Below are 26,073 nucleotides of genomic sequence, written 5' to 3' on the forward strand. Positions count from 1 at the left end.
CAATCGATCTGGGGCATTAACCACCGGGGGGCACGGCCGGCCCAAAGACGGCGCAAGGAGACGATCTAAAGTGATTAGCAAGGGCGACGCACTGGCCTTGGCCATTGCGCTTAGTAGTTCTGAAGAGACGTTGTTGGGGCCGACAGACAGTCAGATTTGCGCAATCGCACTACGCCACTATGCCAGTGAGAGGAGCCGGTCGCGACTTCGCTGTATAGTGCAGCTGCTCGCGCTGGTGTTCGCCACGTTCATGGGAGCGTGTTCCCTCACTTGTGAAGCGCCTGTGATCTCGGCGGTGAAAGGCACGTCGCCGACGAAGGCCCTCGCCTTTGGGAATGCTGCGCCCGTCCCGCATTTGTGGATCGATACGCCTGCGCCGGCCGAGGCAGGCAGGCTAGTTTTCGACAACCTGCCGAGCAGTATTGAGGTCCAATCCGCTGTAGCAGCGGCGACCGATGATGATGGGTGATCCCTCGTCGCCGTATTTTAGGGCTCGCTCCGGCCGGCTCAAAGTAGGTGCATACGAATCGCAGCAACAGACGCAAGAGTGGTTTCGGCGCATGACTCGAGGGATGACACTAAAAAAGGTTCAGCCAATGTACGAGGCTTTCGAATACGGCTTGCAGAGCTGAATAAACAGATTGAACCCACGCAGCCTGCGCGAGCTTCTCGACAGCGACCTTGCCGGCGGCAAATCCCCCACCCTTCAATACACCCTTCGCAAACTCATCCGTTCGCTCTCGCCACTTGTTGACTGTTGGATCGGCAACTTGGGCTGCTTCGGTCAGCTTTGGAAGGTCAACCGGTGTGGTCGCTCGCTGGTCCTTTAGGCGCGAAATAAAGGTCCGAATTTCCGCTTCGTCGACACTCAGCCCATCGTCAATGTCTGGGCCTCGGTTGTGACCCATCCCGGGCGGTCGATTTGCTAAGACGGCTTCCAACACAGCAACCCGGGCTTGCAGCGACTCAAAGGAGTCGACCCGCAACTGAGTTGTGTCGGCTCGAGTTGAGGGGGCCCCTTGGGAGACATCCAGCCGAAATTCGCCCAATGGGAGAGCGCCACCTGTCACCGTTGCTTGGCTGCGCGCGCTCAGAGCCGTCACGTCGGTACCCCCGTCAGCGCTGGAAACTTCGGTCGTCGAAGTGCCGACCGGGGCTACATTGATCGCGGCAACATCAGGCGTGGATTTTACGTCTTCCTCGACCGCAGCCTGGAGAGCTCGGACTTGATCGGTCAATCCAACGCGCCGTTCGCGTTTTAAACGCTCCCCCCTCAGGATCGACTGCACCTCTGCGAACGCCTCGTCGAGGTTGCGGTTGACGACAATGTAATCGTACTCCGCCCAGTGACTCATTTCGCGGCTGGCGCCGCTCATGCGTTTGCGGATCACCTCATTGGAATCTTGCGCCCTCGCGTAGAGACGCTTCTGGAGATCGGCGGTCGAGGGCGGCAGGATGAAGATGCTAACGACATCCTGTCGTGCCTTCTCTCGCAACTGCTGCGTACCCTGCCAATCGATGTCGAATAGCACGTCCTCCCCGGCGGAGAGCGCCGCTTCGACTGGCGCGCGCGGCGACCCGTACCGGTTATCGAACACGGTGGCCCATTCTAGCAGCTCTTGCCGCTTGACCATGTCCTCGAATGCTGCGCGGGGAACGAAATGATAGTCGCGACCGTCTACCTCTCCGGGCCTCATCGCGCGCGTCGTCACCGAGACCGAGAGCCGCAGCCCGCCTATGCGCTCGATCAGAAGGCGCGATAGCGTGGTGACACCGACACCCGAAGGCCCCGACAGCACCAACATTAGCCCACGCCGTTCAATCCCGTCGTCCACTGCCATAGATCTCGACCGCTCTCCAATCGAATCAGGCTCTGATGGTGGCACGAGCGCAGCGCACGCGGTGTAATTGCCGCGGACTATCCGCACTATTCACAAGGGTACAGGCTGCCCCTTAAAGTCACCTTTGCTGCGCCGCAGCGGCGGCGAAGTAGCGAAACGTCGGGCGTCCTCCCTTCGGCCCCGTCGCCATCCGACCATGCACCTGATTTGCGTCCTGAAGCTGTTTGATGATCGACTCGTAACGGGCGTTATCGAAGAGCCCGTTGATCTGTTGCTTCAGCGCGACCGTGGTGATCCCCGCCTGACCAGCTTCCTTGATCAGCCGCCGCACGAACAGGTATTCCGCCTGCTTATCGTTCGAGGCAAGCCGATCCTTCATTTCGACGATGCAGGACTTGGTCGAAAGCTCGGTAAGCCGCCCGGCCCAATCGACCAAATCGTCCGTGAGCATCGGCCGCTCGGGGTTGATACCGATCGCCACGATATGGGCGATCCGCAACATGATCTCGATCGAGCGGGTCCACAGAACCTTACTGTCCTCGCTTGCCTCTTCGGAGCACTTCGCGAAGTGCTGCCGATACCACTTGAAGGCTTCGAAGCCGTCCCCGCCCCACTCGGCAACGATCGGGTTGATCACCGGCTGCGACGCCATGTCCGGCAGGTTGGCACCACGGCGCGAGAGCTTGAACACAGCACGGCTCGCCTCGACGATCCGGTCCGGCGGCTGATAGGGCTGCGTTATCGGCTGATCGAGCAACGGCTTGCCCGAGATCGGCAGCACGAGCCAACGCGGCAGGAAGCCGTCCCCGACGCCCCGGCCGGACATCGACGGCCAGAAGTCATGCGGCGTCGTGGTCCCATAGATCGAGAAGCACGGCTGATGGATCGGCGTCGCCTGTTCCTGGGCGGCTGCCGCCCCCGTGTAGACGCTGTTCGAGGTCGTGAAGAGCTGAAGGATCATGTGGCGCAAGTTCGATTGGTGCGCCCCGGCCCGCCGGTCCATGATCTTGCCGATGAAGCCGCCGAACTCGTCCATCATCGACATCATGACCGGGTTCTGCTCGATCGTCTTGCGAAGCGCGGAGTCCGACAGGAAGTTCTCCGGCGCCATGAAGCGGAACAGACCCGTCTTCGTCGCGAGCCGGTAGAGCGCTTGCCGCGCGTGATCCTTGCCGTAACCAGGCGGTGCCAGGGTCACCACGTTGAGGTTGGTGCGCAGATCGGTGGGCCCGGCCTGATGACGGCCCGCGATCGTCCCAACCCAAAGCAGAGCAGGCCCGAGGGCGCACGGCCGCGACGGACTGGACGACGAACACGCCATCCATTCGACCAGCTCGCCGACGAGTCCGGGGATGCCACGGCAAAGGGCCTCCAGCTCGACCATAGACGACGCTGGGGGAGTCTCCGGTGCGTTGGGCTTCACTTCCCCAGCCAACTCACCGGCGGGCTCCGCAGGAGCCGCAGCGGGCTCGCTGGGCGGCGTGGTGAGGTAGGCAGCGAGGTCACCGCCGGCGGGCCGCTCCACGGCCCCAGGGATGACCGTGGGGTGCCATTCGGGATGCGGCGGGGGCGTCAATGCCTCCTCGATCGCTGAGCGCACCGGCGGCTCCTCGCCGCGCTCACGGGCCTCACGTGCCGCCAGCATCGCCAGCGTCTTCGGCCCCATGGTCAGGGTGATGTTCGGCGAGAAGTCATAGCCCAGGCAGCCGCCGAGCCACTGCACGGCCGCGTCCAACTCGGAGTCGGGGATCTGCAACGTCTTCATCACGACGTTGAGCGCCGTGAAGCTCTCGCCGGTGCCGAAGTCCTCAATGCCCCCCGGCGAGATCGAGAGGTTCGCCGAACGGCGGCTCATGGGGCGGCCCGAGCCCGAGGCGCGCCACGGAGCCACGGCGCGATAGACGCGGCCAAGGAAGCGCCCCTTCGGGAGGTTGAGCTTCGGTGCCCACGCATCGATCCGTGCGAGCGCGTCCTCGTTGAGCTTCCGGAAGAAGTTCGAGGTGTGGCTACTCACCGTGTCCGGATGGTCGGAACCGGCCGGGTCCGGCGCCCGGTCGCCGTCCGGGTCATAGCCAAACGCGCGCAGCAACTCGCCGATCTGCTCGCCGATATCGTTCGGCAGCTCGGTCAGAGCAGCGAGGCCAACATCGAGCAGCGTCTCGTCGGTCCACCAATAGTAGGGTTCGCCAGTGTCGGGATGGATGGAGGGCGGCAGGACCGTTTGCTTACCTTCGGCGAGCAGATCGACAAGGCCGACGCGGTCGGGCGTGCGGTAGTTCTTCGAACGGATGATGTCCGTGTTGCCCTGATAGAAAAGCGAGATGCCTTTGCGACCCTTCTTCTGGACATAGGACACCGGCAGGATCGCGAGCAGCGGCTCGATGATCTCTTCCTGATCTATGTCGATGCAGATCAGGCCACGGCCGCAAGCGATGCCCACACCCGCGTCCGGCCATTTGGCCCACTGGTGAATCTGGAATTGCGACGGCCGCTCAACGCAGAACTCATTCCAGCCCTTGAACATGCGCCACTCATCGCCGACCATGAGGCCGGGAACCTTGTTGCCGGGCATGATCGGGATCGGCGAGTAGCCCTTTTCGTACAGCGTCGGGCCGACCTGGGCGAATGGAGATTCAGACATAACGGCAGCCTTCAGAACGGAGCAGTGTGAGAGAGCAGGCGCGCGCGCATGCGCTCGCCATAAGTGTTGAGAACCGTCTTCAGGAACTGCGACCACTCAGCCTGAGACAACTGCGTGAGATCGAACTTGCCGATGCTTTCGAGGTATGCGCCAGCGGCCTCGCCAGCTTCGTCGAGCGCAAATAGCTCGTGAGCGCTCAGAGTCTTCGGTGCCATCTTGAAAACACTCTCCCCCAAAGAGATGCACGTCGCATCCGTGCAGAGCCAAAGAACAGGCTTGCCCTGCTTCGGCGCATATCCAATCCCGACCGCCAGCCGCTTGCAGACGCCGCAGCAAACCGGCTCGGGATCAAACCTTGTTGTTGTCATTGCTCGCCTGACGTTCGCGAATGAGGCGCTTGAGCACCGTGAGAGCGTTGTTAGCGGCGCGGTAGTCGCTAGCGCTCGCCGAGAAGATCATCCGAACGGGCCTCCCCTCGCCGATGAAGACCTCAATGTAGTGGTGCCTCCCGCCGATGATGGGCTCATAGCGGTAGCCCTGCCCATCGCAGTACTTCGAGAGCTTCACATAAATCTCGTTGCGGCGAAGAACCCGCTTTGCGTTTGGTGCACTCATGTGCCCGTCCCCTCAGAATGGAATATCGTCGTCGAAATCGTGCTTGCCCCAAGTGCTGGCGAACACGTCTTTGTCTTCGGCGGTCCACGGGGCGCTCGTGCGAAGCTGCGCCACCGGCTTTGCATGCCCAGGCATCGACGCCTTTGCCGCCGACGCGCGGCTCACACCCGGCATCGTCGGCCGAGCATTGTCGTTCGCCGTCGCCTGCCTTGCCGCGACTTGGGCGCGGTAGCGGGCCGCCTCCTCCGGCTTCCCGTTGAGTTCATAGTTCCGAGCAACGATCTCTTCGCGTGACGGCTGCACCGAAACGAAGTTGTCCTGCGTCAAGACGCCGGGCGAGCCGAGCTTCCGGCCGATCACCTCATAGTGCCGACCGTTGGCGCGGATCATGATCTCGGTCGTCTCGCGCAGCACCTTCTTGCTCGCCTGCGTGAGCGTGTCGTTGATGGTAAACGGCGCGTCATCGCCGCCGCCATGTTCCTTCCACCACTTCTCGAACTTCACCCGAGCGAAGCCCTTGTGCTCCGGGCAAATCCATTCCTTGTGCACCGTGAAGCCGCACATGTACTCGACGCGGACGCTCGGGGTGCCACCGGGCTTATCGTGGCGATAGAACGTGCGCCGGTTGACCTTCACCCAATTGGGCTTCGAGGTGGACAGGATCGGCACCGCGTCGGCGGTTTGCTTGATGTTCTTCTCGACATCGCGCTCGAACGCGTGGCCGCAGTCCGGACACTCGCGCAGCCCCGCGAAGATCAGCGAGTGACACTCGGGGCATTCCTTGACCGGCGCTTCACCACCGCCCTTGCCAGGTTTCCGCACCTTCACCTGATCGACCGGACCATGCCGCCGCACGTTGCCCGCGAAGTCGAGAACCAGGCAGTCAGACTTACCGTTGCGGATCGACTCGTGGATGTCCTTGCCCATGCAGCGCGTGCCACGGCCGACCATCTGGACGTAGAGCGCAGTGGATTCAGTCGGTCGCAACATCGCGAGCAGATCGGTGCGCGGCGCATTGAAGCCGGTCGTCAGCACGTTCGCATTGGTGAGCGCCGTGATCTTGCCCGCCTTAAACTCCCTGATCCAGCGCTCGCGATCCCCGTCATCGGTGTCGCCGTGGATTGCCTCGCACGAATAGCCGTGACGCCGGACTTCGTCGCGGACGTGCAAGGCGTGCTCCACGCCCGAGCAGAAGAACAGCCACGACTTGCGCGGATGCTCGTTGCTGTTCGCGAATGCGATCACTTCCTTGACGGCTGCTTCCGTGACCGGATGCTTATCGACAGCAGCCTGAAGCGCCCCGATCTTGAAGTCGCCGCCGGACCGGCCAACGCCCTTGAGATCGAACACCGTCTGCGTGGCCTTCGAGACCAGCGGACACAGGTAGCCCATATCGATCAGTTCTTTGATCGAGATTTCATAGATGATGTCATCGAACAGCGCGTCGTCGCCTTCGGTGAGCATGCCCGAGTTGAGCCTGTAGGGCGTGGCGGTTAGCCCCAAGATCAGCATGTCAGAGTTCACGGCGCGAAGCGCCTTGATGAACTTGCCGTACATGGCGGCTTCATCCGGCGGCACGAGATGCGCTTCGTCGATCAAGAGAACGTCGATGCGGCCAAACTTCTCGGCCACTCGGAACATCGATTGAATGCTGCCGAAGGTGATCTGGTTGTGCACCTCTTTGCGCTTCAACGAAGCCGCGTAGACACCGGCCGGTGCGAACGGCCAGATGCCCAACAGCTCTTCGAAGTTTTGCTGCACCAACTCCTTGACGTGCGTCGCCATGATCATGCGCGTCGTCGGCTCCATGCCGATGAACTCTTCGCAGATCGTGCCCAGGATCATGGATTTGCCGCCGCCGGTTGGGACGACGATAAGAGGGTTTCCCTTGGGCTTCTCGGCCCAATACTCATAGGGCGCGTCGCAAGCCTTGCGCTGATAGTCGCGGAGATTGACGGGCATCAGTGCATCGCCCCGTGCAACGTCTGCGCCGACTTGCGAAGCGCCAACTTCAGAGCGTCCGAATACTCAAGATACTCCGCGCCTTCCTCGATCTCCGCGCCGTAGGCGTCATGCCGCGCCGGGTCATACGGAACGATCTTGGCAAGGCCCAGCCGCGTCAGAAGCGACGATACCTGCCACACGTTCGCGCTGCCATGCGTGACGATGGCGGCGAGCGCTGCGACTACGTCGGTCGAGATGATGGTGAGCCCGGCGCGGGCAAGCGCGGCCTCAACGAGCCCCGCGCCGCATCCGGGCGTTGGCGTCATGCCCTGGCGCTGCACGTCGGTAAAGTGCGCGCTGAGAATGTCGAGCGGATGTTTAAGCGACATTGATGCCCCCGAAGAGTGAGTTGTCGTTGGCCGCCCGTGCGGGAAAGCCCGGAAGGTGAAAGAGGTTCGGGACGCCGCCGGTCTTGCCCACTTCGTTGCCCCATTGGTGCCAGCCGGGTTGTGCGTACCGGGCGAACATTTCGAGGTAAGGCCCATCGACAAGGCGCTCGATCCGCGAATAAGCTTCGAGCGGCTTCACCGAATGCTGACCGCGCGGCTGAAGTAGCGTCCGCTCCTCGTGATCCAGATCGAGGATCAAGCGTGCGACGCCCTTGCCCTTGCGCTGCGGGCGGCCCCGAGTGCCAAAGATGCAAATCTCGGGATTGGCGCGCGTCCAATACCCCATACCGAGATGCGGCTTCAGTGCACGACCGAGCTTCACGTAGTAGAAGCCCACCGTGACGTAGTTGAAGCCCCACCGCTCAAGGGTCTCGATGCCCTGCTTAAGCAGCGGATCGACAACCCACATGAGGCAGCACGAGTCTTCGGCGGCGATCTCGGCAACGGGCAACGCCTGAATTTGCTCCAGGGTCATGCAGTCATAGTGCTGCTCGGGCGAGTGTTCCTTGCCCTCCTCCGACCACGTCTCGAAGGTCCACGCCGGGTCGGCATAGATCAACGGCATCCTCACCAGACCAACTCCGTCAGCTCGTGCTCGGCGTCCTCGATATCGATCTCGGCTACGGACTGATCATCGAACCGAGCCGTCGCGCGGCTGACTGGCGTGAGGGTCTTGAAGCAGTGTGCGTGGTGGTGGTCACAGAACGACCTATCAATTGCGGTCGGCTCTCCGCAGACGAAGCCATGCGCGCCGCTCTCGCCGGGCAGGAAGAACTTACACTGGCGGTGCTTGGCAGTGATGAAACGGACGCGGTTAGTAAACATCGTCATGGACTTCCCCGGTTGTGTAGTGCTTGCTGAGTTGTTCGAACTGCTCGGCCGTGATCTCCTCGACCAGCACTGCGTCCGCGCCGCCACCTTCGCGGGGGTCCGCTTCGTCTGATTGCGTGGTGAAGACGGAGCAACTTTCGGGATGGTGCCAATAGCGAGTCGTGGGCTTGGAGCCGTCACGCCACTCGCGGCCGTCACGCAGCGTGTAGAGAATCCATTCTTCTTTCTCGCTGGAGTCGATCACCTCGCCGGGCACGAGCGTCGGAATGAAGAGATGAGCCGGGCACCCGGCCTTCTGCTCCGCGAGGGTGAGTGGCTTGCCCCAGCGCGCGCAGGACCACGCGGCGTCGCCGAAATGCTCAGGCGTGGCATGCAGGCACGACCGGCACGACACGCGTGCGAACTCCCCGTCGTGGCAGATCGCCTTGTGGCTGCACATGGTCCGGCACTTGAAGGCGGCTTTCGCCTTCGGGTCGTTGTGCAGCTTCATCGGCGGATTGGCGTAGTTGACGATCCGCTCAGCGCGTTCAAGAAGCCGGATCGCCTCGACGTGGTCGGTGTGAATGCGTTCGCTGTAGACCTCGCCGGTGTTCTTGTTCCGGCAGATGTAGAGGCCGCGCTCGAAGCCGAAGAGATGGCAATAGGTGTTGAGCTGGACCCAATGGGAGAAGTAGCCCTCGCGAACGCCGTGCTTCTTCACTTTGTCCCAATAGGTGTCCTTCATCGACTTGCACTCGACGATGTGCCAAGTCTTCGGCGCTTCGGGGAGACCAAGCACTTTTCCGTCCATCTTGCCGCGAACGTGTCCGGCGATGGCGCTTGCGCGGTATTGCTTCCCGCGACTGTCAACTTCGTCCACTTCGCAGCCGATCATGCGCAGCGCGTTGAGCAGACGGGTTTCTTCGATTTCGCCGGTCTCGAAGGTGATCGCCTTCAAGCCGTCGATGACTTCCGGCTTTGAAGCCCAGCGGAAGGCGTACCAGAGGGCTCGCTCGCACTCCTCGCCGAGCAACGAGATCGAGATGCCCATCGCGTCCCAAGCCTGGGCGCGCGACTTCGCGTAAGCCTCATAGATCGCGGCCGTCGTCGGATTGTGGAGGACCGGAAACTCGGCCATCGGGCAAACCTCTATCGTTCGCGCCGAAGGGCGCGTTGGGCAGACTGCAGTCTGTTGGGAGGGAGAGAGTTAGGAGCCGGGGCCGAAGCCCCGGCTTAAGGTCAGCGCGCCGTTAAGCGGAGCGCTTCCAAGGCATCGCACGGCCGCCTGCCGCGCCGCCGGTGGACGGAGCCGAACCGCCGTTCTGCGTCTGGCGAGCGGTCGAGGGGTTCGGCTGGTTGTTGTTCGCCGCGTTGGTCTGTGCGGCGTTGTTGTCGTTCGCAGCGGCCGTGGCCGGGGCCTTCTCGGACGGCGGCTCGGTGTGAGCGTTACCCTCGTGAATGTACGCGGCGAAGACGTTGCGTTCCTTGTCCTGGCCGTCCTTCTTGTAGGTTTCGATGTCGAGATCGGCGACGAACGGCTGATAGAGCGCCATGTCCGTGTTGGTGAACTCACCCTTCGCGAAGCCCATCGCCATGCCGAGCGCCTGCAACTGTGCGTGGCCGTTGTTCTGCGCCCAGGCGCTGGGGTTGGACAGGACGATGGTGCCGTACACGAACGATTTGAAGTACGGACCTTCGTCGGTGCACTCGGCCTTGAACGCGTAGTTGTCGCCGTTCTTCTTCGAGTTTTGCTTGATCTCGCCCTCGACGATCTGGAAGCCGTAACGGCCGCGCGGGATGATGGGACCACCACCACCTGATGCGTTGCTGTTAGCTGCGTCCACGTCGTTGAGGTTTACGCCGAAGTCTGCCATGTGTTGCTCCCTTGGATGCTATGGCGTTGATGGAAAGGGTGTCAGGCGGCTTCCGGCACCGGCGGCAGATACTTGGCGAGCGCCTTGTATCCCTCGCCCTTGCGGAATTGCAGTTCGGGCGGCATGCCGAAGCGGTTGCCCGCAATGTGGCTGGGACGCTCTTCGAGGAACATCCAACGGGTGCCGCCGCCTTCGGCGTGGGTGAGTTGCTTGTTGAAGCCCGCATCGACTTTCTTGATGCTGGCCTTGAAGTTGACGAACGCGATCACATCGCTGTTCGCCTCGACGATATCCGCCGCATCCTTGTGGAGATTGATGCGATAGCGGGAGTACGGGTCGGTCGCGGGCGAATCGAAGCGCGAGATATCGCAGTGACCGAGTTGCACGATCGACATATTGCGTTCACGACGCAGGGTCATGATGCCGTCGATGTATTCGAGGAAGATGCCAGCGGCGATCTTGTAACCCTTGCCGTAGCCGGGGTCTTCGATGTTCTTCCAACCATTCCGGGCGCAAGCCTCCGCGCGGATGATGTTCTCCAGGCCCGTGGTCGAGTCGAAGATCGCCGTGCCGTAATTGTGGTCGTCGGAGACGAGCACGGTGATCGCTTCGCACAGTTCCGCGTAGTTGCGGACTTCGAGCGTTTCCGCAACGACGCCCGCCGGAACGCTCTCGCCTTCTGCGGTCTGAATGAAGATCGGACGCGGAAACTCGGCAGCAAGCGATGACTTGCCGACCTTCGGCACGCCATAGATCGTGAAGATCGGCTGCAACTCGGCCGCCGTCTTCTTCTTGATACTCTTGAGTGAGATTGCCATTCGGCTCCCCGGTTAGTGCGCGACGGTAGTGTCGAGCTTCAAGGTCTTCGCCCATACGAGCCGATCCACCAGCCGATAGCCGGTGCGATTGATGGTCTCGATGGTGACGGCGTGGTCTTCGGTCTTGCGCCGGATGCGCGATATGAAGACATCGACCGAATGGGTTTCGCGGCGGTCCTCATTGGCCCCGTAGAGGATCACCATCGCCATCGGCTTTGTGACGGTCTCGTTGGCGATCAGCGCCAGGAACAGGTCGCGCTCTTTCGGGGTCAGCCTCCAGGCCGGGGGCAAGGAGCCCGCGAGCACCATGGAGCGGCGCATGTCTTCAATGGTGGCAGTGAGCGCGGCCACTTTAACCACAAGCTCTTGCCTCGATAGCTCAGTCATTTTTATCCGTTGCCGCAGCTTGACATCCGTCGATTTTCCGGCTTTATGCCGAATCAGCGGTAACGTTCCGCTGATGCCGTTGAACTTTATCTAACGGACGTATCGAGTCTGGTCAACGGATAAAACGGATAAAATGCACCGGAGAGTGCAATGTGTGATTTTTCAGCGAATGAATTGACGGGTTAGGTGCTTCAAACCTTTTGAAAAGCCTGCCGCTCGTCTTCAAGAATTGAAGGACGACGAATATGGTAGTGCGTATCGGCCGGACAGAGGATGGAACTATGGCGAAGGCCGTTAAGCCCGAGCGCAAGCATCGAGTGCATCCACAACTCGACATCATCAAAGAGCGCGTTACTGAGCGAGTTGCGCGGATGAAGACTGCGCGCAACGAGCTTTCCCGAAGAGCTGGGCTCGGCCTCTCCTATGTGAACGATCTGCTCTCGGGCAAGTCCCTCAACCCAACCAAGGAGGGGCTGATCAAGCTCGCCCCGATCCTAGATTGCGACTATGCCTACCTAGTTGGCGAGCAGGACACTCCCAGAACTGCTGCAACTGCTATTGCTGCACAGAACGTTGAGCCCGTCGCTCTCGTGATGAAGCAGATCAGCCTCTACCAGACCGGCCTTACCGACCCCGATGGCTTCTTTGCACTCCAGAACTCGCGCAGAGCGCCTTTCGTCATGCCGTTGACCAACGACGTGTATTGCATCGCTGTTCCGGACGATACGATGGCTCCTCGTTTCCGAGCGGGCGAGGTGGTGATCGTCAACCCCGACAAGCAAGTGGTCCACGGAGGCTTCGCCGTGGTTCGACAAACGGACAACCGCGTGGCGATCCGCGAAGTGGTGACGATCTCGATCGACAAGATCACCGTCCGCATGCTGAGCGACGGTACTATTGTCGAACTACCTCGCGCCCAGGTTAAGTCGCTGGATCGCATCATCGGAAGTTGTGAACTCGCCTGACCTTAAAATTATCCGCCATGTCCTGCCGTTATATCCGTTGACGAAACGGATATAACTCTGTAGCGTCCGTTGCGGCCTCTCGGGAGGGGCAACGGACCATGTCAATCAAACTTGTCATTCTGGAGTCGCCCTACGCTGGCGATATCGAAGCGAACGTCGCCTATGCGCGTCGCTGTCTCAAAGACTGCGCGCTCCGCAATGAGAGCGCCCAGGCTTCGCATCTTCTCCTCACCCAGGTCTTGAACGACGACGATCCGGGCGAGCGTTCCCATGGGATCGCGCTCGGGCTCGCGTGGCGCAAGGCCGCCGACTACTCGGTCTTCTACACCGACCGTGGGTGGTCGCGCGGAATGCTTGCTGCGCTCGATGGCGCGCTGAAATCACGGCGGCCATTCAAGCTGCGCGCGCTAGATGGCCGCGTGGTGCATCCGCCGGGCGTCCCTGAGCATCGCTTCTACGGCTGCATCGACATGACACGGCCCGCCCATGTCTAACGTCACGCGCCCCGACACACTCACGTTACGCCGCGCGCGTGCCGCCCTCGCGGAGGGCGATCCGATGGTGGCCCGCCGCCATCTCGCCGCGCTCGAATACACGCGCATCGCTGGCGAGATCGACGCGGTGATCCGCGCTGGCGACTATGAGGATGCACTGCTCCGTCTGGAGCGCTTCATCCATCCCAAATTTCAGTCGAGCGCCGCGTGCCTCCAGCACGCCGGTTCGGCACGTCATTTCCGCAAACCGAAGGAAGGGGAACTTCTGTGAAGTTGAAGATCAATCGCGACAAGCTCGCGGACATCGTTGCGCGCGGCGTTTCGAGCGCGCCTAAGAACTCGCCCGCCGTCATCGCCAACAACGCGCGCATCATCGCGAAGGACGGCGTGCTGCACGTCGCCACCACCGACTTCAGCATGCAAGTCGAGGCGTCCGGCGAGTGCGCCATGGAGCGCGAAGGCTCGACGACGGTTGACGCAAGCAAGCTGAAGATGGTCGTGGACCGGCTCCCGAAGGGCGTCGAGGTCACCATCGACTATGACGATTCGAAGCACGAGATGATCGTCAAGGCAGGCCGCTCGCGCACGAGCTTCCCTACCCTGGCTGCCGAAGACTGGCCTGCTCGCCAGTATCAGGAAGAAGGCGCGACGTTCACCATCGACGGCTCGGACTTCGTCAAGTTGTTCGGCCACACCGCCACCGAGCTATCAACCGTGCCAAACTCGCCGATGCAGGGCGTGTTCTTCCACGTCACGGGGAAGCGTCTCGCGGCCGTTGGCACCACCGGAATGATCCTGATCATGACATCGATCCCTGCTCCCGAGGGAGCCGAAGACATGCCCGTGGACGGCAGCGGTCGGCCCGGCATCATCTTGAGCGCCGAGACGGTGTCGCAGATCATCCGCTTGTTCCGCGCTGCCGAAGACGTGCAAGTCGTCATCAACGAGCACTCCATCTTCGTCTCGACCGAAACGACGCGCTTCTGCTCTTCGTTGTTGCTCGGCACCTATCCTAACTACACGCCGCTCGTATCCAACCCGAGCGAGACGCGGATCAAGCTGGAGCGCGACGCATGCGCCAGCGCGGTCGCCCTGCTCGAACCGTTTGCACAAAAGGACCAAGGCTACCGGCTCCAGTGCGCAGGCTCTGACGAAGGCTTCGTCGTGGCGGTCGGCGGCCAGACCGGCGGCGGCGTTGACATCGTCGAGGCCGACATCAACGGAGATGTGGCGTCGTTCGGCCTCAACGGTCAATACCTGAAGACCATGCTTGGAGCATTCAAGGTCTCCACCATCGCGCTCCATCCCGATCATACGAACCGTCGCGTGCTGTTCCAGGCCGAAGACGAACCGGAGTTGATCGGCGCGATCGGCATGATGAACATCTCGACCGAGATGGCAGCGGGTCCGAAGCATGGGTAGCCTTGTCGATCTCACCGGGATCGTGTTCGGCGAGCTGACTGTGCTCGACCGGGCCGGATCGCGGGACGGTAAAGCATACTGGCGGTGCTCCTGCTCTTGCGGGCAGGAGACCTTCGCCAAGAGCAGCCTTCTCAAGAGCGGCCATACTCGCTCGTGCGGGCACCTGAAGCCCAAGGCAGTTGCCCTTGCTGGAAAGACATTCGGTCTCTTGACCGTCGTCGAGAAGGTCGCATGGAACGACCGTGGTGCGATTTGGTTTTGCCGCTGCTCTTGCGGCAATCACACGACAGCGCCGCAAAGCGATCTCCGCAGCGGAGGCGTTAAGTCGTGCGGCTGTCTTGCGGGAAGCCCTCGCCAGCTCAGCAACTACGAATCTCTTGTCGGCCATCGCTTCAGCTATATGGTGGTGGCCTCAGAAGATCAGCGCGTCACCGCCGGACGGCGTTGGCTATGTGAATGTTGCTGCGGCAACACCAAGTCGATTTCTGAGCGCGACATCATCGAACGCCGCGTTCACTCGTGCGGCTGCAAGGCAGGCTCGGGCGGCAACGGCAAGGCCCCCAAGCGTGTCGGCCGCGTTAGCCTCCCATGGGGAGCAGCGGCATGATTAGTCATCGGCGCGATCGGGCAAACCGGCGCACGGTCACTATGCCCGACCGCGTCGGCCCACATGTGAAATTGGTGTTCGCGGAGATGGCACGCCTCCGCTTCACCTATGACGAGACCGAGGAAGGTTCCGGCGTTCGGCGCGCGTCTATCAAGGCATGGCGTCGCAAGAACAAGCCGGGTCTCGAATCGCTCGAAGCCGTGCTCGGCTTCCTGGGCTGGGACTTCGTTGCGGTGCCCCGTGCGAAGGCTCTGCCCGAGGAAGTCCGCTCCGAGCTTCAGCCCATCGCCGACAAGCTCGGCCTCACGATGCCGCAAACGATCACGGCGCTCATCGAGATCGTCACCGGCATTCACGAGCGCTTCCCGTTCCTCCGCGATCCCACCGCGATCAAGCCGGTGCGGTTCAAGTCGCGGCGGAAGGAACGGGGCGTCATCCATCCCGACCAGCACGCTCTTTTGCAGGACATGCCCACCGATGCCATGCACTGATCCGACCACCGCGCAGATGATCGTTGCCGCCGTCACGCGCGGCGCGAAGCCCGACGCTGACTCCATATCCTTCGCATTGCTCGACGCGCGCTTTCGCGCCTTCGAGATCACCATGCGCCTCGACGACGTGATCGCCGGTGTGCGCAAGGTGCGCGCCTCCGTCACCCTCCCAGCCTTGGATGTCGCGTGATGGCGGACCGTCTGGACTTTTGGATGCAATGCGCCGCCCAGGCCGCATCGCAGAGCAAGGATCGCAGCCGCAAGATCGGCTGCGTCATAGTGGACCGTCGTGACGTTGCGATCTCGATGGGGTGGAACGGCTTTCCGCGCCGCGTGAACGACAATGTCGAGGCCCGTCATATGCGCCCCCTCAAGTACAAATGGACCGAGCACGCCGAGCGCAATGCCATCTATAACGCTGCCGCGCGTGGCGCGAGCACACTCGGCTGCACGATTTATCTGCCATGGTTTCCGTGCAGCGATTGCGCCCGCGCGATCATTCAGTCCGGCATCGAGCGCCTGGTTTGCGTGCCCTGCGAACCGACCGATGAGCAGTGGCATGCCGACATGGCGGAAGCCGAGATCATGCTCCGCGAGGCGGGCGTGCAGATTGACGTGTTCGAGGGCCGCGAGGCCCCTAAGCCTGCCTGCTGAGCGTTAGCAGGCTGGCATTCCGCGCGTTCTATGTATCCGTTTTATCCATTGACTCGAAGGATATACCGGTTAAAAACCGGAAGCCTTGGGGCTCGGCACATATCAGCGAGAGAGAGGCGACGGCGATGAAGGCCGCTAACGATAACATGCCCCTCAACACGGTGATGACCACAGCCGACGTAATGGCTCGTCTTCGCGTCTCTCGCAAGACGCTCTACGGCTTGGTTGCCAAGCATCTGCCGAACGCCGCTCGCGTCGGCCGCGACTATCGATTTATCGAAGCGGACATCGTCACTATCTTCAATGGAATGAGGTCATCATGCGACTCTACTTGTGGCGGCGGGAGGATCACCACAGTTGGATCATCCGGGGGACGGACGCCCAAGGCAACGAAATCCGGCAATCTACAAAAACTACTAACAAAGCGGCGGCCGAGGGTCTCCGCGTCAAACTAGAGAAGGAACTGCTGGACGAACAGGTCCATGGTAAGAAGGCCGTGGTGACGTTCGATCAGGCAGCGGAGTCCTATCTGGAGAACGGTGGGTCGCCGCGCTTCCTTGGTACCTTCGATGAAGAGACCGGGAAATGGTCCGGCCTCATGTCGCACTTGATAGGCGTGCCGCTGAAAAACATCACGCAAGCGCAGATGAATGAGATCGGCAAGACGCTCTATCCGAGCGTCCGGCCCGACACACTCAACCGCCAGCTATGGACACCCTTCATTGCGATTTGGTCGCATGCCGAGCGGATGGAGTGGGCACAGCCGAAGCGCTGGATCAGGCCGAAGAAGCCGAAGGGGACGAACGTCGTGAGCTTCGGACCGAAGCGCGTCGGCTCGTATCCAGTGCCCTACGGGACTGCCTGGGAGTTCATCAAGGGATTGGGTGTCGCCAACGCGACCGTGTTCACGATCCTGTTCTACACCGGCATGCGGCCGATCGAACTGTTCACAATGAATACGTCACAGGTCAATGTGGCGGACCGCTGGATCACGCTGCCGAAGTCCAAGATTGGGGAGCCGCGCGGCGTCCCGATCCACCAGGCGCTTGTTCCGATGCTGACCGATATGGTCGAGAACCGGCCTGGGCGGCTGGTACGGACTTGGGAAAACGAGCCGTTCACCGTCTATGACGACAACGGCGGGCAGATGAAGAAGGGGATAGCCGCCGCCCGGCTGCGGACCCATGTCTTCGACGTGGCCCCCTACACCGCCCGGCATACCGTCTCGACCCAGTTAGTGGTCGAGGGCGTCCACCCGCACAAAAAGGATCAGATTCTCGGGCACGCCGCTGACGACATGAGCCGACACTACACTCACGTTCCTCAAGCTCCGTTGATCGAGGCTATAAACAAGCTGCCGACCATTCAAGAATGGCTCGATCAGGATTGGATGCGCGAGCCCGTGAAGCTCGTCGGCCGCCGGGCAAAGACCCTGAAGAGGTCCGAGCGGGAGGCGGGAGCGGCTGCCTTTGACGCATGGACCGCAAAAAGAACGCTCTAAAGCAACACTCATACCAAATAACCGACTGATTTTATTTCACTTTTTGCCCTGCGCCTCGCAGCAAGTTTTTGCTTTGCGTCAAAAATAAATCACCTTCACAACTGTAAAGCAACTTGTAAAGTGTCAACTCCGGTGTCAATTGAGGTTAGTCATGGGCAAAAAGATGAACAACGCGCCGGTCTATTTCGCCTTAGCACAGGTGAGGTTCAACCGGCTGGCTGCACTCGATACCTATATTCCGGCAATCCAAGAAGACCTGCGCCGAGCCGGTTATCCGGATTTTGCGACCCTGCAGATGGCGCATCTGGAAATGACGGGCGTGACGTTGCCCAAGACCACAGTTGCGACTCGCCACCTATTCAAGAACCGGTCGCAAACGGCAGGCTTCGTCCTTGATCAGTCGTGGATGACCTTTCAGACGACCGATTACGACACCTTCGGCCCATTTTTGTCTGCGATCGCTTTAGGCCTGGAAACTTTGCATAAGCAGGCGGTCCTCAGTTACTCTGAGCGCGTAGGGATTCGCTTCCTTGATGCAGTCCTGCCACGAAAAGAAGAGTCGGTCGCAGATTATTTGCAGTCTGCGGTCTTAGGCCTATCGAGCAGCTTCCCGGATAGAAAGCTAGAACACACGCTCTCTGAAACTCGAACAAGCCTAGATAGATCCACTCTCGTAAGTAGAGCTGTGGTGATTTCGCAGAAGGAGGGCATGGTCGCCTTTCCGGAAGATTTGCAACCGGTCCAATTCACGCCGACAGAAAGATTTGCGAATGTTTCCGGCCAGTACGCGATAATTGATACAGATAGCTGGATAGAAGATCGCCGGGATTTCGATCTAAGCAATCTAGAGGCTACGCTCCGCTCTCTTCACAGTAGCCTAGGCCGCTCCTTCGAATTAATGGTAACGCCGCACGCTTTAAAAGTTTGGGATTGACCGCCATGGACCACACAACGCCAAATCACGTCGAGCGCTGGTTCATAATTTCGCCTGTTAAGTCCACCATGCGTCTGAGCGTTGGAACCGGCGGCGATTACACCGTCAGTTATCATGCTCTTCGTGAGGATAAGATCGTATTTAGGAAGCCGACGACGGAACGGCCGAAATCAAACGGGTTTGCTGTCAACTCGGACATCGAACACACACGATCGACCTTGAACCTCTCAATGTCTGAACTGGCTCGCTGTCTTGGCGTATCCCGGCAAGCTCTCTATAACTGGATGGCAGGAGGCTCGATTAAGCCTGAGAATCTTACTAAGTTGTATGAGCTCCGATCCGCTGCTGACGTTATTTCTGCAGCTAATATTTCTGATCTTCCGCTGTTCATCCACCGGAAGTTACCGGGCGGCAGGACGTTATCAGAGGCGGTAGCTATGGGAGAAAGTGGCGAAGTTGCAGCTCGCGCTCTGTTGAGACTAGCTAATGAGGAGGCAGCGCAGAGGGAAGCGCTATCTCGCTTGTTAGGAGGCCGCGGCTCAAGAGACGTACTGGGACACGAAATGCCCGCGTTAACCGACAGATCATGATGGTAGATGAGCGACGATTCTCGGAATCAAACAACCTGGGAACAAGGGCGAATTTTAAGCGCGGCTAGCGTTGTTCGGCTTGGCCTAGCCCCGAGTGGCCAAGACGGCGTGGTTGCTGTGCTTATTTCGCATGATTGCGATGTGATCGAAAGCGCGGCTAACGAACCCTTCTGTGAAATCTTGGTTGGCCGGAAGATCGAGGCGCCAAATGGCAATTTTACAAACGGAAAGTCACCGAGACGATTGCACTTAGTTTTTTCGGGAGGAGCGGAGCATCTAACGGTCGAGTTCTTTGCCGCAGACAAGCAGACAGTGAGAAAGGAAGCTCTCCTTGCAGAAACGCCCGATGAGGCGGTACGCCTAACCGGGGATGAGCATTACACTTTGCAATCGTGGCTAGCGGCGCGCTACTATCGTCCGATCTTTGCAGATGAGTTTGATCGACGCCTCAAGGAGAAGCCTGCTGAAGTTCACAAGAAGATTGCTAATGCCATCAAGAACACAGGTCCGGATTTGATAGCCGTGTTGTTTGATATCGATGCAGGCAAAACAGAAGTTCATGATGGGGAAGACGATCCATATTCGCTGCTGATTATTCTGGTCTATAACGTTTCTGATGATCCCAGCCGCGCGCAGGCAAGCGCTAACAGAGCAGCCAGCGTCATCAAGGGCCTGTTTAGGCAATATTTCTTTTCCGATAAGAAATGGAAGAACATAGAGCTTCGTGACTGTTTGCCCGTCTCAGCAGAAGCACTTTCCGTTCAGCAATTGCGCTCATTTAAGCCTTGGCATTTCGATTATTTAGAGATTGTCGCTGGAGGTTGAAAGCCCCCGATGACCAGAGCGCCACACGGGTGGGGTCACCACCTAGAAGTTTGGTCGCGACCAAACGCGCTCCAGCGACGGCTCTGCTTTCCGCGGCGTGCATAAGCGGTGCATGCGAGCAGAGCACCCTTCTAAGTAATTGATTTACAGTCGGATTCAGGTCAGTTCCGCACCCTTCACACGGGAGAGGTCCAAGGTTCGATCCCTTGTGCGCCCACCATTCAAGTCCCTGACATGACCTGCAGGTTTCGTTTTCGCCTTGGATGCCGAAGGACCCGTGGAGGGGCACTGGTGTCGAACGGGTAAGACAGACCATGTCTTTCCGTGCTGAGTGGAGCGAATACGAGTCGTCGGTTGCTTCCCTGTTCTCGCCTATGAGTTTTTTCGTGATCTATCAGCCGCCGAAATGACGGTCATGACGATCACTCCCAAAAAGATGACCGACAACGTCACAGGCCAATATTCGTATATGTAGTAGATGGCCAGAAGCACCGCCGCGGCCACGTATTGTGTGGAGTCGGTCATCGCGTGTTCCGCACTCGCATGCTCCGACGCATTCGCACAAGTCTCTCCGGCTGGCTCTTCAAGTGGCAGGACCCCTCTTCCATCCAATCGAGCGCGGCAGCATATCCTACGCTCTTAGCAAGGTCGCAAGCCAAGCCGCGACACTGGCCGGGATGTCCGCCTTGATAGGACACCCCAACGACGAGCAACACGGCCGATGCGTCCCATCGCCGCGGATCTTGCGCCGAACACGCGCCCTTCCCATCCATGACATCGAATCGCTGGGCGCGCGCGGGTGGCGAACATGCGGTCCGCTGTCGCGGGGGAGGCACCGTGGAGACCCAACGTGATCTGCGCCTGGACGTCTTCCGCGGACTCGCATTGTGGCTGATCTTTCTCGATCACATCCCCTCGACGATCGCCAACTCGTTTACGCTGAGGAATTTCGGGTTCAGCGACGCGACCGAGATCTTCGTCTTCATCTCGGGCTATACGGCTGCCCTGGTGTACGGCGCCGCGATGAGCCGGCAGGGCTTCGTGGTCGCGGGCGCCCGTATCGTGCGCCGCACGTGGCAGATCTACGTGGCGCACATCTTTCTGATCTGCGTCTATCTGGCGCAGATCGCCTTCGTCGCTCGGAATTTCGAGAACGCGCTCTATTCCGAGGAGATGGGCGTCTTCGAATTCCTTCGCGAGCCTGATGTCACGTTGATTCAAGCGCTGCTGCTGATGTTCAAGCCGGCGAACATGGACGTGCTACCGCTGTACATCGCGCTGTTGGCGGCGTTTCCTCCGCTGCTCTGGCTCATGCTTCGGTGGCCGCTGCTCGCCCTTCTCGCCAGCATCGCGGTCTATGCCGCGGCCCGAATGATCGATCTCAACCTGCCGGCCTATCCCAGCGGTCACTGGGTGTTCAACCCGTTTGCCTGGCAGCTCCTGTTCAACTTCGGCGCCTGGTGCGCCCTCGGCGGCGCCGATCAGTTGCGCAAGCTCATCCTCTCCGACCTCGCCTTGGCCGTCGCTGCGATCACCCTCGTGATCTCGCTGGCAATCGTCGTCACCTGGCACGTGCCCGCATGGACCATCCTCGTGCCGCGATGGCTTGCGGAATGGATGTATCCGATCGACAAGACGAGTCTCGATCCGTTGCGGATCATGCACTTCCTGGCGCTGGCGGTGTTCGTCGTGCGCTTGGTGCCGCATGGGACGCCCAGCTTGCGATCGCCCGTTCTTCGTCCGCTGGTACTTTGCGGCCAGCATTCGCTCGAGATCTTCTGTCTCGGCGTCCTGCTCTCATTCGCAGCCCATTTCATCATCATGGAAGTTCACGGCGGCGTCGCTTTGCAGCTGCTCGTGAGTCTGGCCGGGATCGTGCTGCTGGTAGTGGCCGCCACGATCATGAACTGGTTCAAGCATATCGATGGTCGAAGCCGCGACGCGAAACCAAAAAGCGTCGGCGCGACAGGAAGTTCCTGACGGGAAGCCGCAGCAATTGGCCGCATCCGTATCACCCCTACATGGTTTGATCGGACGGCCTGGGCGGACATATATCATATGATGTTGTCATTGTTTCATTCGTTGAAGCACCATGCGGCCAGTCAAGCGGGCGCCGGCGTCATCTTGATGATCGCGGCCACCGCCGCGCTGATCATCGCCAACTCGCCGGCATCACATCTCTACTTCGGCACGCTCCAGCACTACGTCGCGGGTCTTTCCGTCCTGCACTGGATCAACGACGCTCTCATGGCGGTGTTCTTTCTGCTCGTCGGACTGGAGATCAAGCGCGAGTTCCTGACGGGACAGCTTTCGAGCTGGCCACGTAGGACGCTCCCGGCGTTTGCGGCAGCAGGCGGAATGGCTGTTCCCGCCCTCTTCTACGTCGGCTTCAACCTGAACGATGCCGAGACGATCCGCGGCTGGGCGATACCGACGGCCACCGACATCGCGTTCGCTCTCGGTGCACTGGCACTGCTCGGCTCGCGCGTGCCGGCATCGCTCAAGGTGTTCCTGACAGCACTCGCCATTCTGGACGACCTCGCGGCGGTCACGGTCATTGCCGTGTTCTACACCGATCATCTTCTCCTCGGATGGCTCGCTGCGGCAGCAGCCATCATCTTGATGCTGCTGATCCTCAATCGAGCCGGGGTTGCCATGTTGTGGATCTACTTGGTCCCTGGCGCCGTCCTCTGGTTCGCCACGCTGCAGTCCGGCGTCCACGCCACACTGGCAGGCGTCGCACTCGCACTGACCATTCCTGCGTCGGGAGCCGGGCAGTCGCCGCTGCTCCGGCTGGAGCATGCGATCCAGCCATGGGTCTCCTTCGTGATCCTGCCTGTCTTCGCTTTCGCCAATGCCGGCGTCTCTCTCGCAGGCATGGCCTGGGTGGTGCTGAAGCAGCCCGTGACGATCGGCATCGTGACGGGCCTGTTCCTGGGCAAGCAGATCGGCGTGTTCGCCGCGACATGGTTGGCCATTCGCCTTGGGCTGGCTGACCGGCCTGACGGAGCGGCCTGGCACCAGATCTACGGGGTGTCCGTCCTCTGCGGCATCGGCTTCACCATGAGCCTGTTCATCGGCCTGCTCGCGTTTCCCAGCGCCGAGACGCTTCAGAACGAGGTGAAGGTCGGCGTGATGCTGGGATCTCTGATGTCCGGACTACTCGGCATGGCGCTGCTGAGTCTGCCTGCGAGGCGTGAAACCGTCCCAGCTGCGACATAGCCCGTAGGAAGGGCGGTTGGATCGCCGCCACCCGGCCATTTTGACCTCGCTTGCTTGCGCATGGGGTCCCTGCGCAGAGCACATTCGCCACAGAATGCGCCCGCCGTAGCCCGTGAGGGCGGCGCAAACGGGCAATTGCAGGGCGGAACTCTCACGTTTTCCTGACTCGTGCGTCAGAACGCCGCGGCTCGAATCCCCCTATGGTCCGCACCGTTTCCAACCCACGGAGGTTTTCCGCATGCGTAAACTGATCATCGCCACCGCCGCCCTCGCCTTCGTCTCGTCGGCCGCTCTTGCCCAGTCGACCGAGAAGCCGATGACGACCACCGGCCAGGCGGCCAAGGGCGGCGACGCCATGGGCGGAGGCGACGACATGAAGATGAGCAAGACGAAGAAGAAGTCGTCGAAGAAGTCGTCCGGCGACGCCATGTCGAAGTAAGGCGCGGTCACCCGCGAATATCGCCGACGAGATCGGGCCGCTCCATGCGGGGCGGCCCTTCCTCGTGTGAAGGTCCGTCGACGACCGCCGGCGAGCATCTCAGCCCCCGGCCAGACCCATCTGCTGCAATCTTCCCGCGAACCACGCGGACAGCCCCGGATCGATCCGGGCTCCGACATAGATCTCAGGCGTGATCACGCTGCGGCGGTCGAGTATCACCAGAACGCCGATCCAATAGGCAAACCACAGATGCGGGTCGGTCAGCGCCATCAGCTTGTGGCGGTCATGCGCCAGCGGCTGGTGGTTGCTCGCCTTGCGCACCTCGATCGCCAGCAGATTGTCGGGCACGGCGCGCTTGTGCACGACGATGTCGGGGTAGATCGACTTGCCGAGTTCGTCATCGGTCGAGACGATCGAGCCGCGCGGCAGCAGCATCGCGCGGTCGCCGAGCCGGTTGTAGTCGCAATCGACGTCCCAACCGAGGAAATTGCGCTCCAGATGCACCGAGAGGCGGTGCGTCAAGGCGCGCTCGCCGAGATCCCGGTCGAGGATGTAGCGCTCGCGCGCGTAGAACTCCTGCAGCGCGGAGATCAGCCGGTTCAGTTCACTGTGCATGCCGCTCGGATACAGGAGAGAAGGACACCTCCCCATGAACACGCGATCGGCGTGAGTCGCCAACCCCATAAATCGAGGCGAGGCGCCTTCCCTCGGCCGGCGGCCGTTTTGCGGCCGCCGGCGTTGCGGATTTACATCTGCACTTCGATCAGGCGCGGGCCGTATTCGGCATTGGCCTCCGCCAGCGCGGCGTTGAACTCGTCGGCCGTGGTGACGGCGCGGCCGGGAACGCCCATGCCCTTGGCCATGGCGACGAAGTCGAGCGTCGGACGGTCGATCTTGAGCATGTCCTGGGCGCGCTGGCCGGGCTGGCCGGCGCCGACGCCGTCGAACTCGCCGCGCAGGATCTGGTAGATCCGGTTGGCGAACACCACGGTGACGACGTTGAGGTTCTCGCGCGCCTGGGTCCACAGCGACTGGATCGTGTACATCGCGCTGCCGTCGCCGACGAGGCACATCACCTTGCGATCCGGACAGGCCACCGCGGCGCCGGTCGCCACGGGGGTCGAGAAGCCGATCGAGCCGCCCATGTTCTGCAGCCAGTCATGCGGCTTGGCCGCGGCCGTCGGCGGGAAGAAGCCGCGGCCGGTGGTGATGGATTCGTCGACCACGATGGCGTTCTCCGGGATCGCATAGGCGATCGCCTGGGCGATCGTGGTGTGGTTGAGCGCACCGGTCGGCTTGATCAGCTCGGTGAGGGCTTGCGGCTTCACATCGGCGGCCTTGGCGCCGAGATGGCCGGCGAGCGCCTCGAGCGCGGCGGCCGAGTTCTCGCCCCAGGCGGTCATGCGGTGCACCTCGGTGCCCTCCGCCTTCAGCATGCTCGGCTTGTTCGGATAGGCGAAGAAGGCGACGGGGTCGTTGGCCTCGACCAGCACGATGTGCTTGTAGTTCTTCAGGATCGGCAGCGCCTGCTCGATCACATAGGGGATGCGGTCGATCGAGAACCGGCCGGCGCCGCGCGCCATGCGCGGGTGATAGGTCTGGCCCATCACGCGGCAGCCGGTCTTGCCGGCGATCTGCTGGGCGAAGGTCAGCGCGTGCTCGGTCAGCGCGCCCGCGGTCATCAGCACCAGCGTCTCGGGGCCGTGGGCGTGCAGGATCTTCGCCGCCTTCTCGACCGCATCGTCCGAATAGCTCGGGCGCTGCGTGTCAGCGGGAACCTGGGCGATGCCGTCGGCCTCGTTCCAGGCGGTGTCGGCGGGCAGGATCAGCGTGGCGATCTGCGGCGGCGCGCTCTTGGCGGCGGCGATCGCGGCGGCGCCGTCGGCGGCCACGGCCTTGGCGCTGGGCGAGGTCCGCACCCAGTCGGACATCGGCCGCGCCAGGCCCTCGATGTCCGAGGTCAGCGGGGCGTTGAAGCCGATGTGGTAGGTGGCGTGCTGGCCGACGATGTTGACGATGCCCGAGCGCGCCTTCTTGGCGTTGTGCAGATTGGCGAGGCCATTGGCGAGGCCCGGGCCGAGATGCAGCAAGGTCGAGGCCGGCGTGCCCTTCATGCGGAAATAGCCGTCGGCGGCGCCGGTCACCACGCCCTCGAACAGGCCGAGCACGCAGCGCATGCCCTCGACCCGGTCGAGCGCTGCGACGAAGTGCATCTCGGACGTGCCCGGATTGGTAAAGCAGACGTCAACGCCCCCCGCGACCAGGGTCCGTACCAGGCTTTCCGCACCGTTCATCCTATTCTCCCGTTGAAGTCCGCGCGCCATTTGCAATGCCGCGCAGATCAATCATTGTTCGCCCGCGACGTCAAAGGGGCTGGCCGCATTGCTGCCATCGCCGCCGCGCCCATGCGCCGTCGTGGCTAACAGGGTGTTGGGCCCGGGCGTCCCAGGATTTTCCGTGGGATTTGGGTCACGGACCGCCGCCACATACCGGCCTCACGCCGCCGTGGGTTGCGGAATGCAACCGTTTATGGCCTGTCTGCGAACGGAA

The 26,073-nt window shown here is 61.3% G+C and carries 29 protein-coding genes, 1 tRNA gene and 1 pseudogene; 17 read left to right on the forward strand and 14 right to left on the reverse strand.

Annotated elements, in window-relative coordinates; translation table 11 throughout:
- Nucleotides 1–1,199 precede the first annotated feature (1,199 nt).
- The 12 genes and pseudogenes from gmk to QX108_RS16020 form a co-directional block, all read right to left on the reverse strand.
- Nucleotides 1,200–1,841: pseudogene (gmk, locus tag QX108_RS15965) on the reverse strand (guanylate kinase); the annotation flags it as partial.
- Between the two features lie 118 nt (nucleotides 1,842–1,959).
- Nucleotides 1,960–4,482, reverse strand: a complete 2,523-nt coding sequence (locus QX108_RS15970; protein ID WP_315786976.1) for a bifunctional DNA primase/polymerase — start codon at nucleotides 4,480–4,482, stop codon at nucleotides 1,960–1,962.
- 11 nt (nucleotides 4,483–4,493) lie between these two features.
- Nucleotides 4,494–4,850, reverse strand: coding sequence for a DUF6511 domain-containing protein (locus tag QX108_RS15975; protein WP_315786978.1), 357 nt, complete (start codon nucleotides 4,848–4,850; stop codon nucleotides 4,494–4,496).
- On the reverse strand, nucleotides 4,831–5,097 hold the full coding sequence (locus QX108_RS15980) for a hypothetical protein (protein WP_315786980.1): 267 nt from the start codon (nucleotides 5,095–5,097) through the stop codon (nucleotides 4,831–4,833). Before QX108_RS15980 ends, QX108_RS15975 begins: the two co-directional genes overlap by 20 nt.
- A 12-nt stretch (nucleotides 5,098–5,109) precedes the next feature.
- On the reverse strand, nucleotides 5,110–7,059 hold the full coding sequence (locus QX108_RS15985; protein ID WP_315786981.1) for a DEAD/DEAH box helicase: 1,950 nt from the start codon (nucleotides 7,057–7,059) through the stop codon (nucleotides 5,110–5,112).
- A complete protein-coding gene (locus QX108_RS15990) occupies nucleotides 7,059–7,430 on the reverse strand; it encodes a hypothetical protein (RefSeq protein WP_315786983.1) in 372 nt (123 codons plus the stop codon). Before QX108_RS15990 ends, QX108_RS15985 begins: the two co-directional genes overlap by 1 nt.
- Nucleotides 7,420–8,049 carry an MT-A70 family methyltransferase gene (locus QX108_RS15995; protein WP_315799579.1) on the reverse strand — a complete coding sequence of 210 codons (630 nt, stop codon included), beginning with the start codon at nucleotides 8,047–8,049 and terminating at the stop codon, nucleotides 7,420–7,422. The genes QX108_RS15990 and QX108_RS15995 overlap by 11 nt, the downstream gene beginning before the upstream one ends.
- A gap of 8 nt (nucleotides 8,050–8,057) precedes the next feature.
- A complete protein-coding gene (locus tag QX108_RS16000) occupies nucleotides 8,058–8,321 on the reverse strand; it encodes a hypothetical protein (protein WP_315786987.1) in 264 nt (87 codons plus the stop codon).
- A complete protein-coding gene (locus tag QX108_RS16005) occupies nucleotides 8,305–9,438 on the reverse strand; it encodes a hypothetical protein (protein WP_315786990.1) in 1,134 nt (377 codons plus the stop codon). Before QX108_RS16005 ends, QX108_RS16000 begins: the two co-directional genes overlap by 17 nt.
- A gap of 112 nt (nucleotides 9,439–9,550) precedes the next feature.
- Nucleotides 9,551–10,174, reverse strand: a complete 624-nt coding sequence (locus QX108_RS16010) for a hypothetical protein (RefSeq protein ID WP_315786992.1) — start codon at nucleotides 10,172–10,174, stop codon at nucleotides 9,551–9,553.
- A 41-nt stretch (nucleotides 10,175–10,215) separates the two neighbouring features.
- Nucleotides 10,216–10,992 (reverse strand): ATP-binding protein, encoded by a 777-nt coding sequence (locus tag QX108_RS16015; protein WP_315786994.1) that lies wholly within the window; start codon nucleotides 10,990–10,992, stop codon nucleotides 10,216–10,218.
- A 12-nt stretch (nucleotides 10,993–11,004) separates the two neighbouring features.
- Nucleotides 11,005–11,343, reverse strand: a complete 339-nt coding sequence (locus QX108_RS16020; protein ID WP_315799580.1) for a helix-turn-helix domain-containing protein — start codon at nucleotides 11,341–11,343, stop codon at nucleotides 11,005–11,007.
- A gap of 317 nt (nucleotides 11,344–11,660) precedes the next feature.
- Between QX108_RS16020 and QX108_RS16025 the strand changes: the two genes are divergently transcribed.
- The 17 genes from QX108_RS16025 to QX108_RS16100 all read left to right on the forward strand — a co-directional run bounded on the left by QX108_RS16025 (nucleotide 11,661) and on the right by QX108_RS16100 (nucleotide 23,523).
- Entirely contained in the window at nucleotides 11,661–12,344 is a 684-nt protein-coding gene (locus tag QX108_RS16025) for an XRE family transcriptional regulator (protein WP_315786996.1), read from the forward strand.
- A 98-nt stretch (nucleotides 12,345–12,442) separates the two neighbouring features.
- Nucleotides 12,443–12,838 carry a hypothetical protein gene (locus QX108_RS16030; RefSeq protein WP_315786997.1) on the forward strand — a complete coding sequence of 132 codons (396 nt, stop codon included), beginning with the start codon at nucleotides 12,443–12,445 and terminating at the stop codon, nucleotides 12,836–12,838.
- Entirely contained in the window at nucleotides 12,831–13,109 is a 279-nt protein-coding gene (locus tag QX108_RS16035; RefSeq protein WP_315786998.1) for a hypothetical protein, read from the forward strand. The genes QX108_RS16030 and QX108_RS16035 overlap by 8 nt, the downstream gene beginning before the upstream one ends.
- Complete coding sequence (locus QX108_RS16040; RefSeq protein ID WP_315786999.1) at nucleotides 13,106–14,260, forward strand: DNA-directed DNA polymerase; 1,155 nt, start codon at nucleotides 13,106–13,108, stop codon at nucleotides 14,258–14,260. Before QX108_RS16035 ends, QX108_RS16040 begins: the two co-directional genes overlap by 4 nt.
- The gene (locus QX108_RS16045) at nucleotides 14,253–14,867 is read left to right on the forward strand and encodes a hypothetical protein (RefSeq protein WP_315787000.1); all 615 of its coding nucleotides are present in this window, start codon (nucleotides 14,253–14,255) and stop codon (nucleotides 14,865–14,867) included. The genes QX108_RS16040 and QX108_RS16045 overlap by 8 nt, the downstream gene beginning before the upstream one ends.
- Nucleotides 14,868–14,908: 41 nt before the next feature.
- On the forward strand, nucleotides 14,909–15,358 hold the full coding sequence (locus tag QX108_RS16050; protein WP_315787001.1) for a hypothetical protein: 450 nt from the start codon (nucleotides 14,909–14,911) through the stop codon (nucleotides 15,356–15,358).
- Nucleotides 15,359–15,374: 16 nt separating this feature from the next.
- Nucleotides 15,375–15,548: a hypothetical protein gene (locus QX108_RS16055; RefSeq protein WP_315787002.1), complete on the forward strand. Its 174-nt coding sequence runs from the start codon at nucleotides 15,375–15,377 to the stop codon at nucleotides 15,546–15,548.
- The gene (locus QX108_RS16060; RefSeq protein WP_315787005.1) at nucleotides 15,548–16,012 is read left to right on the forward strand and encodes a deoxycytidylate deaminase; all 465 of its coding nucleotides are present in this window, start codon (nucleotides 15,548–15,550) and stop codon (nucleotides 16,010–16,012) included. The genes QX108_RS16055 and QX108_RS16060 overlap by 1 nt, the downstream gene beginning before the upstream one ends.
- A gap of 164 nt (nucleotides 16,013–16,176) precedes the next feature.
- The gene (locus QX108_RS33505; RefSeq protein ID WP_409998525.1) at nucleotides 16,177–16,467 is read left to right on the forward strand and encodes a helix-turn-helix domain-containing protein; all 291 of its coding nucleotides are present in this window, start codon (nucleotides 16,177–16,179) and stop codon (nucleotides 16,465–16,467) included.
- Nucleotides 16,377–17,513 (forward strand): tyrosine-type recombinase/integrase, encoded by a 1,137-nt coding sequence (locus QX108_RS16065; RefSeq protein WP_409998526.1) that lies wholly within the window; start codon nucleotides 16,377–16,379, stop codon nucleotides 17,511–17,513. The genes QX108_RS33505 and QX108_RS16065 overlap by 91 nt, the downstream gene beginning before the upstream one ends.
- A 151-nt stretch (nucleotides 17,514–17,664) precedes the next feature.
- Nucleotides 17,665–18,447, forward strand: coding sequence for a TIGR04255 family protein (locus QX108_RS16070; RefSeq protein WP_315787009.1), 783 nt, complete (start codon nucleotides 17,665–17,667; stop codon nucleotides 18,445–18,447).
- A gap of 5 nt (nucleotides 18,448–18,452) precedes the next feature.
- Nucleotides 18,453–19,037 (forward strand): helix-turn-helix transcriptional regulator, encoded by a 585-nt coding sequence (locus tag QX108_RS16075; RefSeq protein WP_315787011.1) that lies wholly within the window; start codon nucleotides 18,453–18,455, stop codon nucleotides 19,035–19,037.
- Nucleotides 19,038–19,043: 6 nt separating this feature from the next.
- Entirely contained in the window at nucleotides 19,044–19,862 is an 819-nt protein-coding gene (locus QX108_RS16080) for a hypothetical protein (RefSeq protein WP_315787013.1), read from the forward strand.
- 94 nt (nucleotides 19,863–19,956) lie between these two features.
- Nucleotides 19,957–20,082, forward strand: a tRNA-OTHER gene (locus tag QX108_RS16085).
- Between the two features lie 617 nt (nucleotides 20,083–20,699).
- A complete protein-coding gene (locus QX108_RS16090) occupies nucleotides 20,700–21,842 on the forward strand; it encodes an OpgC domain-containing protein (protein ID WP_315787015.1) in 1,143 nt (380 codons plus the stop codon).
- A gap of 78 nt (nucleotides 21,843–21,920) precedes the next feature.
- The gene (gene nhaA, locus QX108_RS16095) at nucleotides 21,921–23,084 is read left to right on the forward strand and encodes a Na+/H+ antiporter NhaA (RefSeq protein WP_315787017.1); all 1,164 of its coding nucleotides are present in this window, start codon (nucleotides 21,921–21,923) and stop codon (nucleotides 23,082–23,084) included.
- A 238-nt stretch (nucleotides 23,085–23,322) separates the two neighbouring features.
- Nucleotides 23,323–23,523, forward strand: coding sequence for a hypothetical protein (locus tag QX108_RS16100; RefSeq protein WP_172114697.1), 201 nt, complete (start codon nucleotides 23,323–23,325; stop codon nucleotides 23,521–23,523).
- 99 nt (nucleotides 23,524–23,622) lie between these two features.
- Here QX108_RS16100 and QX108_RS16105 read toward each other — a convergent pair whose 3' ends face one another.
- Complete coding sequence (locus tag QX108_RS16105; protein WP_315787019.1) at nucleotides 23,623–24,138, reverse strand: hypothetical protein; 516 nt, start codon at nucleotides 24,136–24,138, stop codon at nucleotides 23,623–23,625.
- Nucleotides 24,139–24,269: 131 nt separating this feature from the next.
- Nucleotides 24,270–25,817, reverse strand: coding sequence for an acetolactate synthase large subunit (locus tag QX108_RS16110; protein ID WP_315787021.1), 1,548 nt, complete (start codon nucleotides 25,815–25,817; stop codon nucleotides 24,270–24,272).
- Between the last annotated feature and the right edge of the window lie 256 nt (nucleotides 25,818–26,073).

This window comes from Bradyrhizobium sp. SZCCHNR1002 (assembly GCF_032381435.1).
In the GTDB taxonomy this organism is placed as follows: domain Bacteria; phylum Pseudomonadota; class Alphaproteobacteria; order Rhizobiales; family Xanthobacteraceae; genus Bradyrhizobium; species Bradyrhizobium aeschynomenes.

Coding starts and splice junctions, on each gene's coding strand:
- QX108_RS15970 (WP_315786976.1), bottom strand. CDS start 4,482: ATGTCTGAATCTCCATTCGCCCAGGTCGGCCCGACGCTGTACGAAAAG.
- QX108_RS15975 (WP_315786978.1), bottom strand. CDS start 4,850: ATGACAACAACAAGGTTTGATCCCGAGCCGGTTTGCTGCGGCGTCTGC.
- QX108_RS15980 (WP_315786980.1), bottom strand. CDS start 5,097: ATGAGTGCACCAAACGCAAAGCGGGTTCTTCGCCGCAACGAGATTTAT.
- QX108_RS15985 (WP_315786981.1), bottom strand. CDS start 7,059: ATGCCCGTCAATCTCCGCGACTATCAGCGCAAGGCTTGCGACGCGCCC.
- QX108_RS15990 (WP_315786983.1), bottom strand. CDS start 7,430: ATGTCGCTTAAACATCCGCTCGACATTCTCAGCGCGCACTTTACCGAC.
- QX108_RS16000 (WP_315786987.1), bottom strand. CDS start 8,321: ATGACGATGTTTACTAACCGCGTCCGTTTCATCACTGCCAAGCACCGC.
- QX108_RS16005 (WP_315786990.1), bottom strand. CDS start 9,438: ATGGCCGAGTTTCCGGTCCTCCACAATCCGACGACGGCCGCGATCTAT.
- QX108_RS16010 (WP_315786992.1), bottom strand. CDS start 10,174: ATGGCAGACTTCGGCGTAAACCTCAACGACGTGGACGCAGCTAACAGC.
- QX108_RS16015 (WP_315786994.1), bottom strand. CDS start 10,992: ATGGCAATCTCACTCAAGAGTATCAAGAAGAAGACGGCGGCCGAGTTG.
- QX108_RS16025 (WP_315786996.1), top strand. CDS start 11,661: ATGGCGAAGGCCGTTAAGCCCGAGCGCAAGCATCGAGTGCATCCACAA.
- QX108_RS16030 (WP_315786997.1), top strand. CDS start 12,443: ATGTCAATCAAACTTGTCATTCTGGAGTCGCCCTACGCTGGCGATATC.
- QX108_RS16035 (WP_315786998.1), top strand. CDS start 12,831: ATGTCTAACGTCACGCGCCCCGACACACTCACGTTACGCCGCGCGCGT.
- QX108_RS16045 (WP_315787000.1), top strand. CDS start 14,253: ATGGGTAGCCTTGTCGATCTCACCGGGATCGTGTTCGGCGAGCTGACT.
- QX108_RS16050 (WP_315787001.1), top strand. CDS start 14,909: ATGCCCGACCGCGTCGGCCCACATGTGAAATTGGTGTTCGCGGAGATG.
- QX108_RS16055 (WP_315787002.1), top strand. CDS start 15,375: ATGATCGTTGCCGCCGTCACGCGCGGCGCGAAGCCCGACGCTGACTCC.
- QX108_RS16060 (WP_315787005.1), top strand. CDS start 15,548: ATGGCGGACCGTCTGGACTTTTGGATGCAATGCGCCGCCCAGGCCGCA.
- QX108_RS33505 (WP_409998525.1), top strand. CDS start 16,177: ATGACCACAGCCGACGTAATGGCTCGTCTTCGCGTCTCTCGCAAGACG.
- QX108_RS16070 (WP_315787009.1), top strand. CDS start 17,665: ATGGGCAAAAAGATGAACAACGCGCCGGTCTATTTCGCCTTAGCACAG.
- QX108_RS16075 (WP_315787011.1), top strand. CDS start 18,453: ATGGACCACACAACGCCAAATCACGTCGAGCGCTGGTTCATAATTTCG.
- QX108_RS16080 (WP_315787013.1), top strand. CDS start 19,044: ATGAGCGACGATTCTCGGAATCAAACAACCTGGGAACAAGGGCGAATT.
- nhaA (WP_315787017.1), top strand. CDS start 21,921: ATGATGTTGTCATTGTTTCATTCGTTGAAGCACCATGCGGCCAGTCAA.
- QX108_RS16100 (WP_172114697.1), top strand. CDS start 23,323: ATGCGTAAACTGATCATCGCCACCGCCGCCCTCGCCTTCGTCTCGTCG.
- QX108_RS16105 (WP_315787019.1), bottom strand. CDS start 24,138: ATGCACAGTGAACTGAACCGGCTGATCTCCGCGCTGCAGGAGTTCTAC.
- QX108_RS16110 (WP_315787021.1), bottom strand. CDS start 25,817: ATGAACGGTGCGGAAAGCCTGGTACGGACCCTGGTCGCGGGGGGCGTT.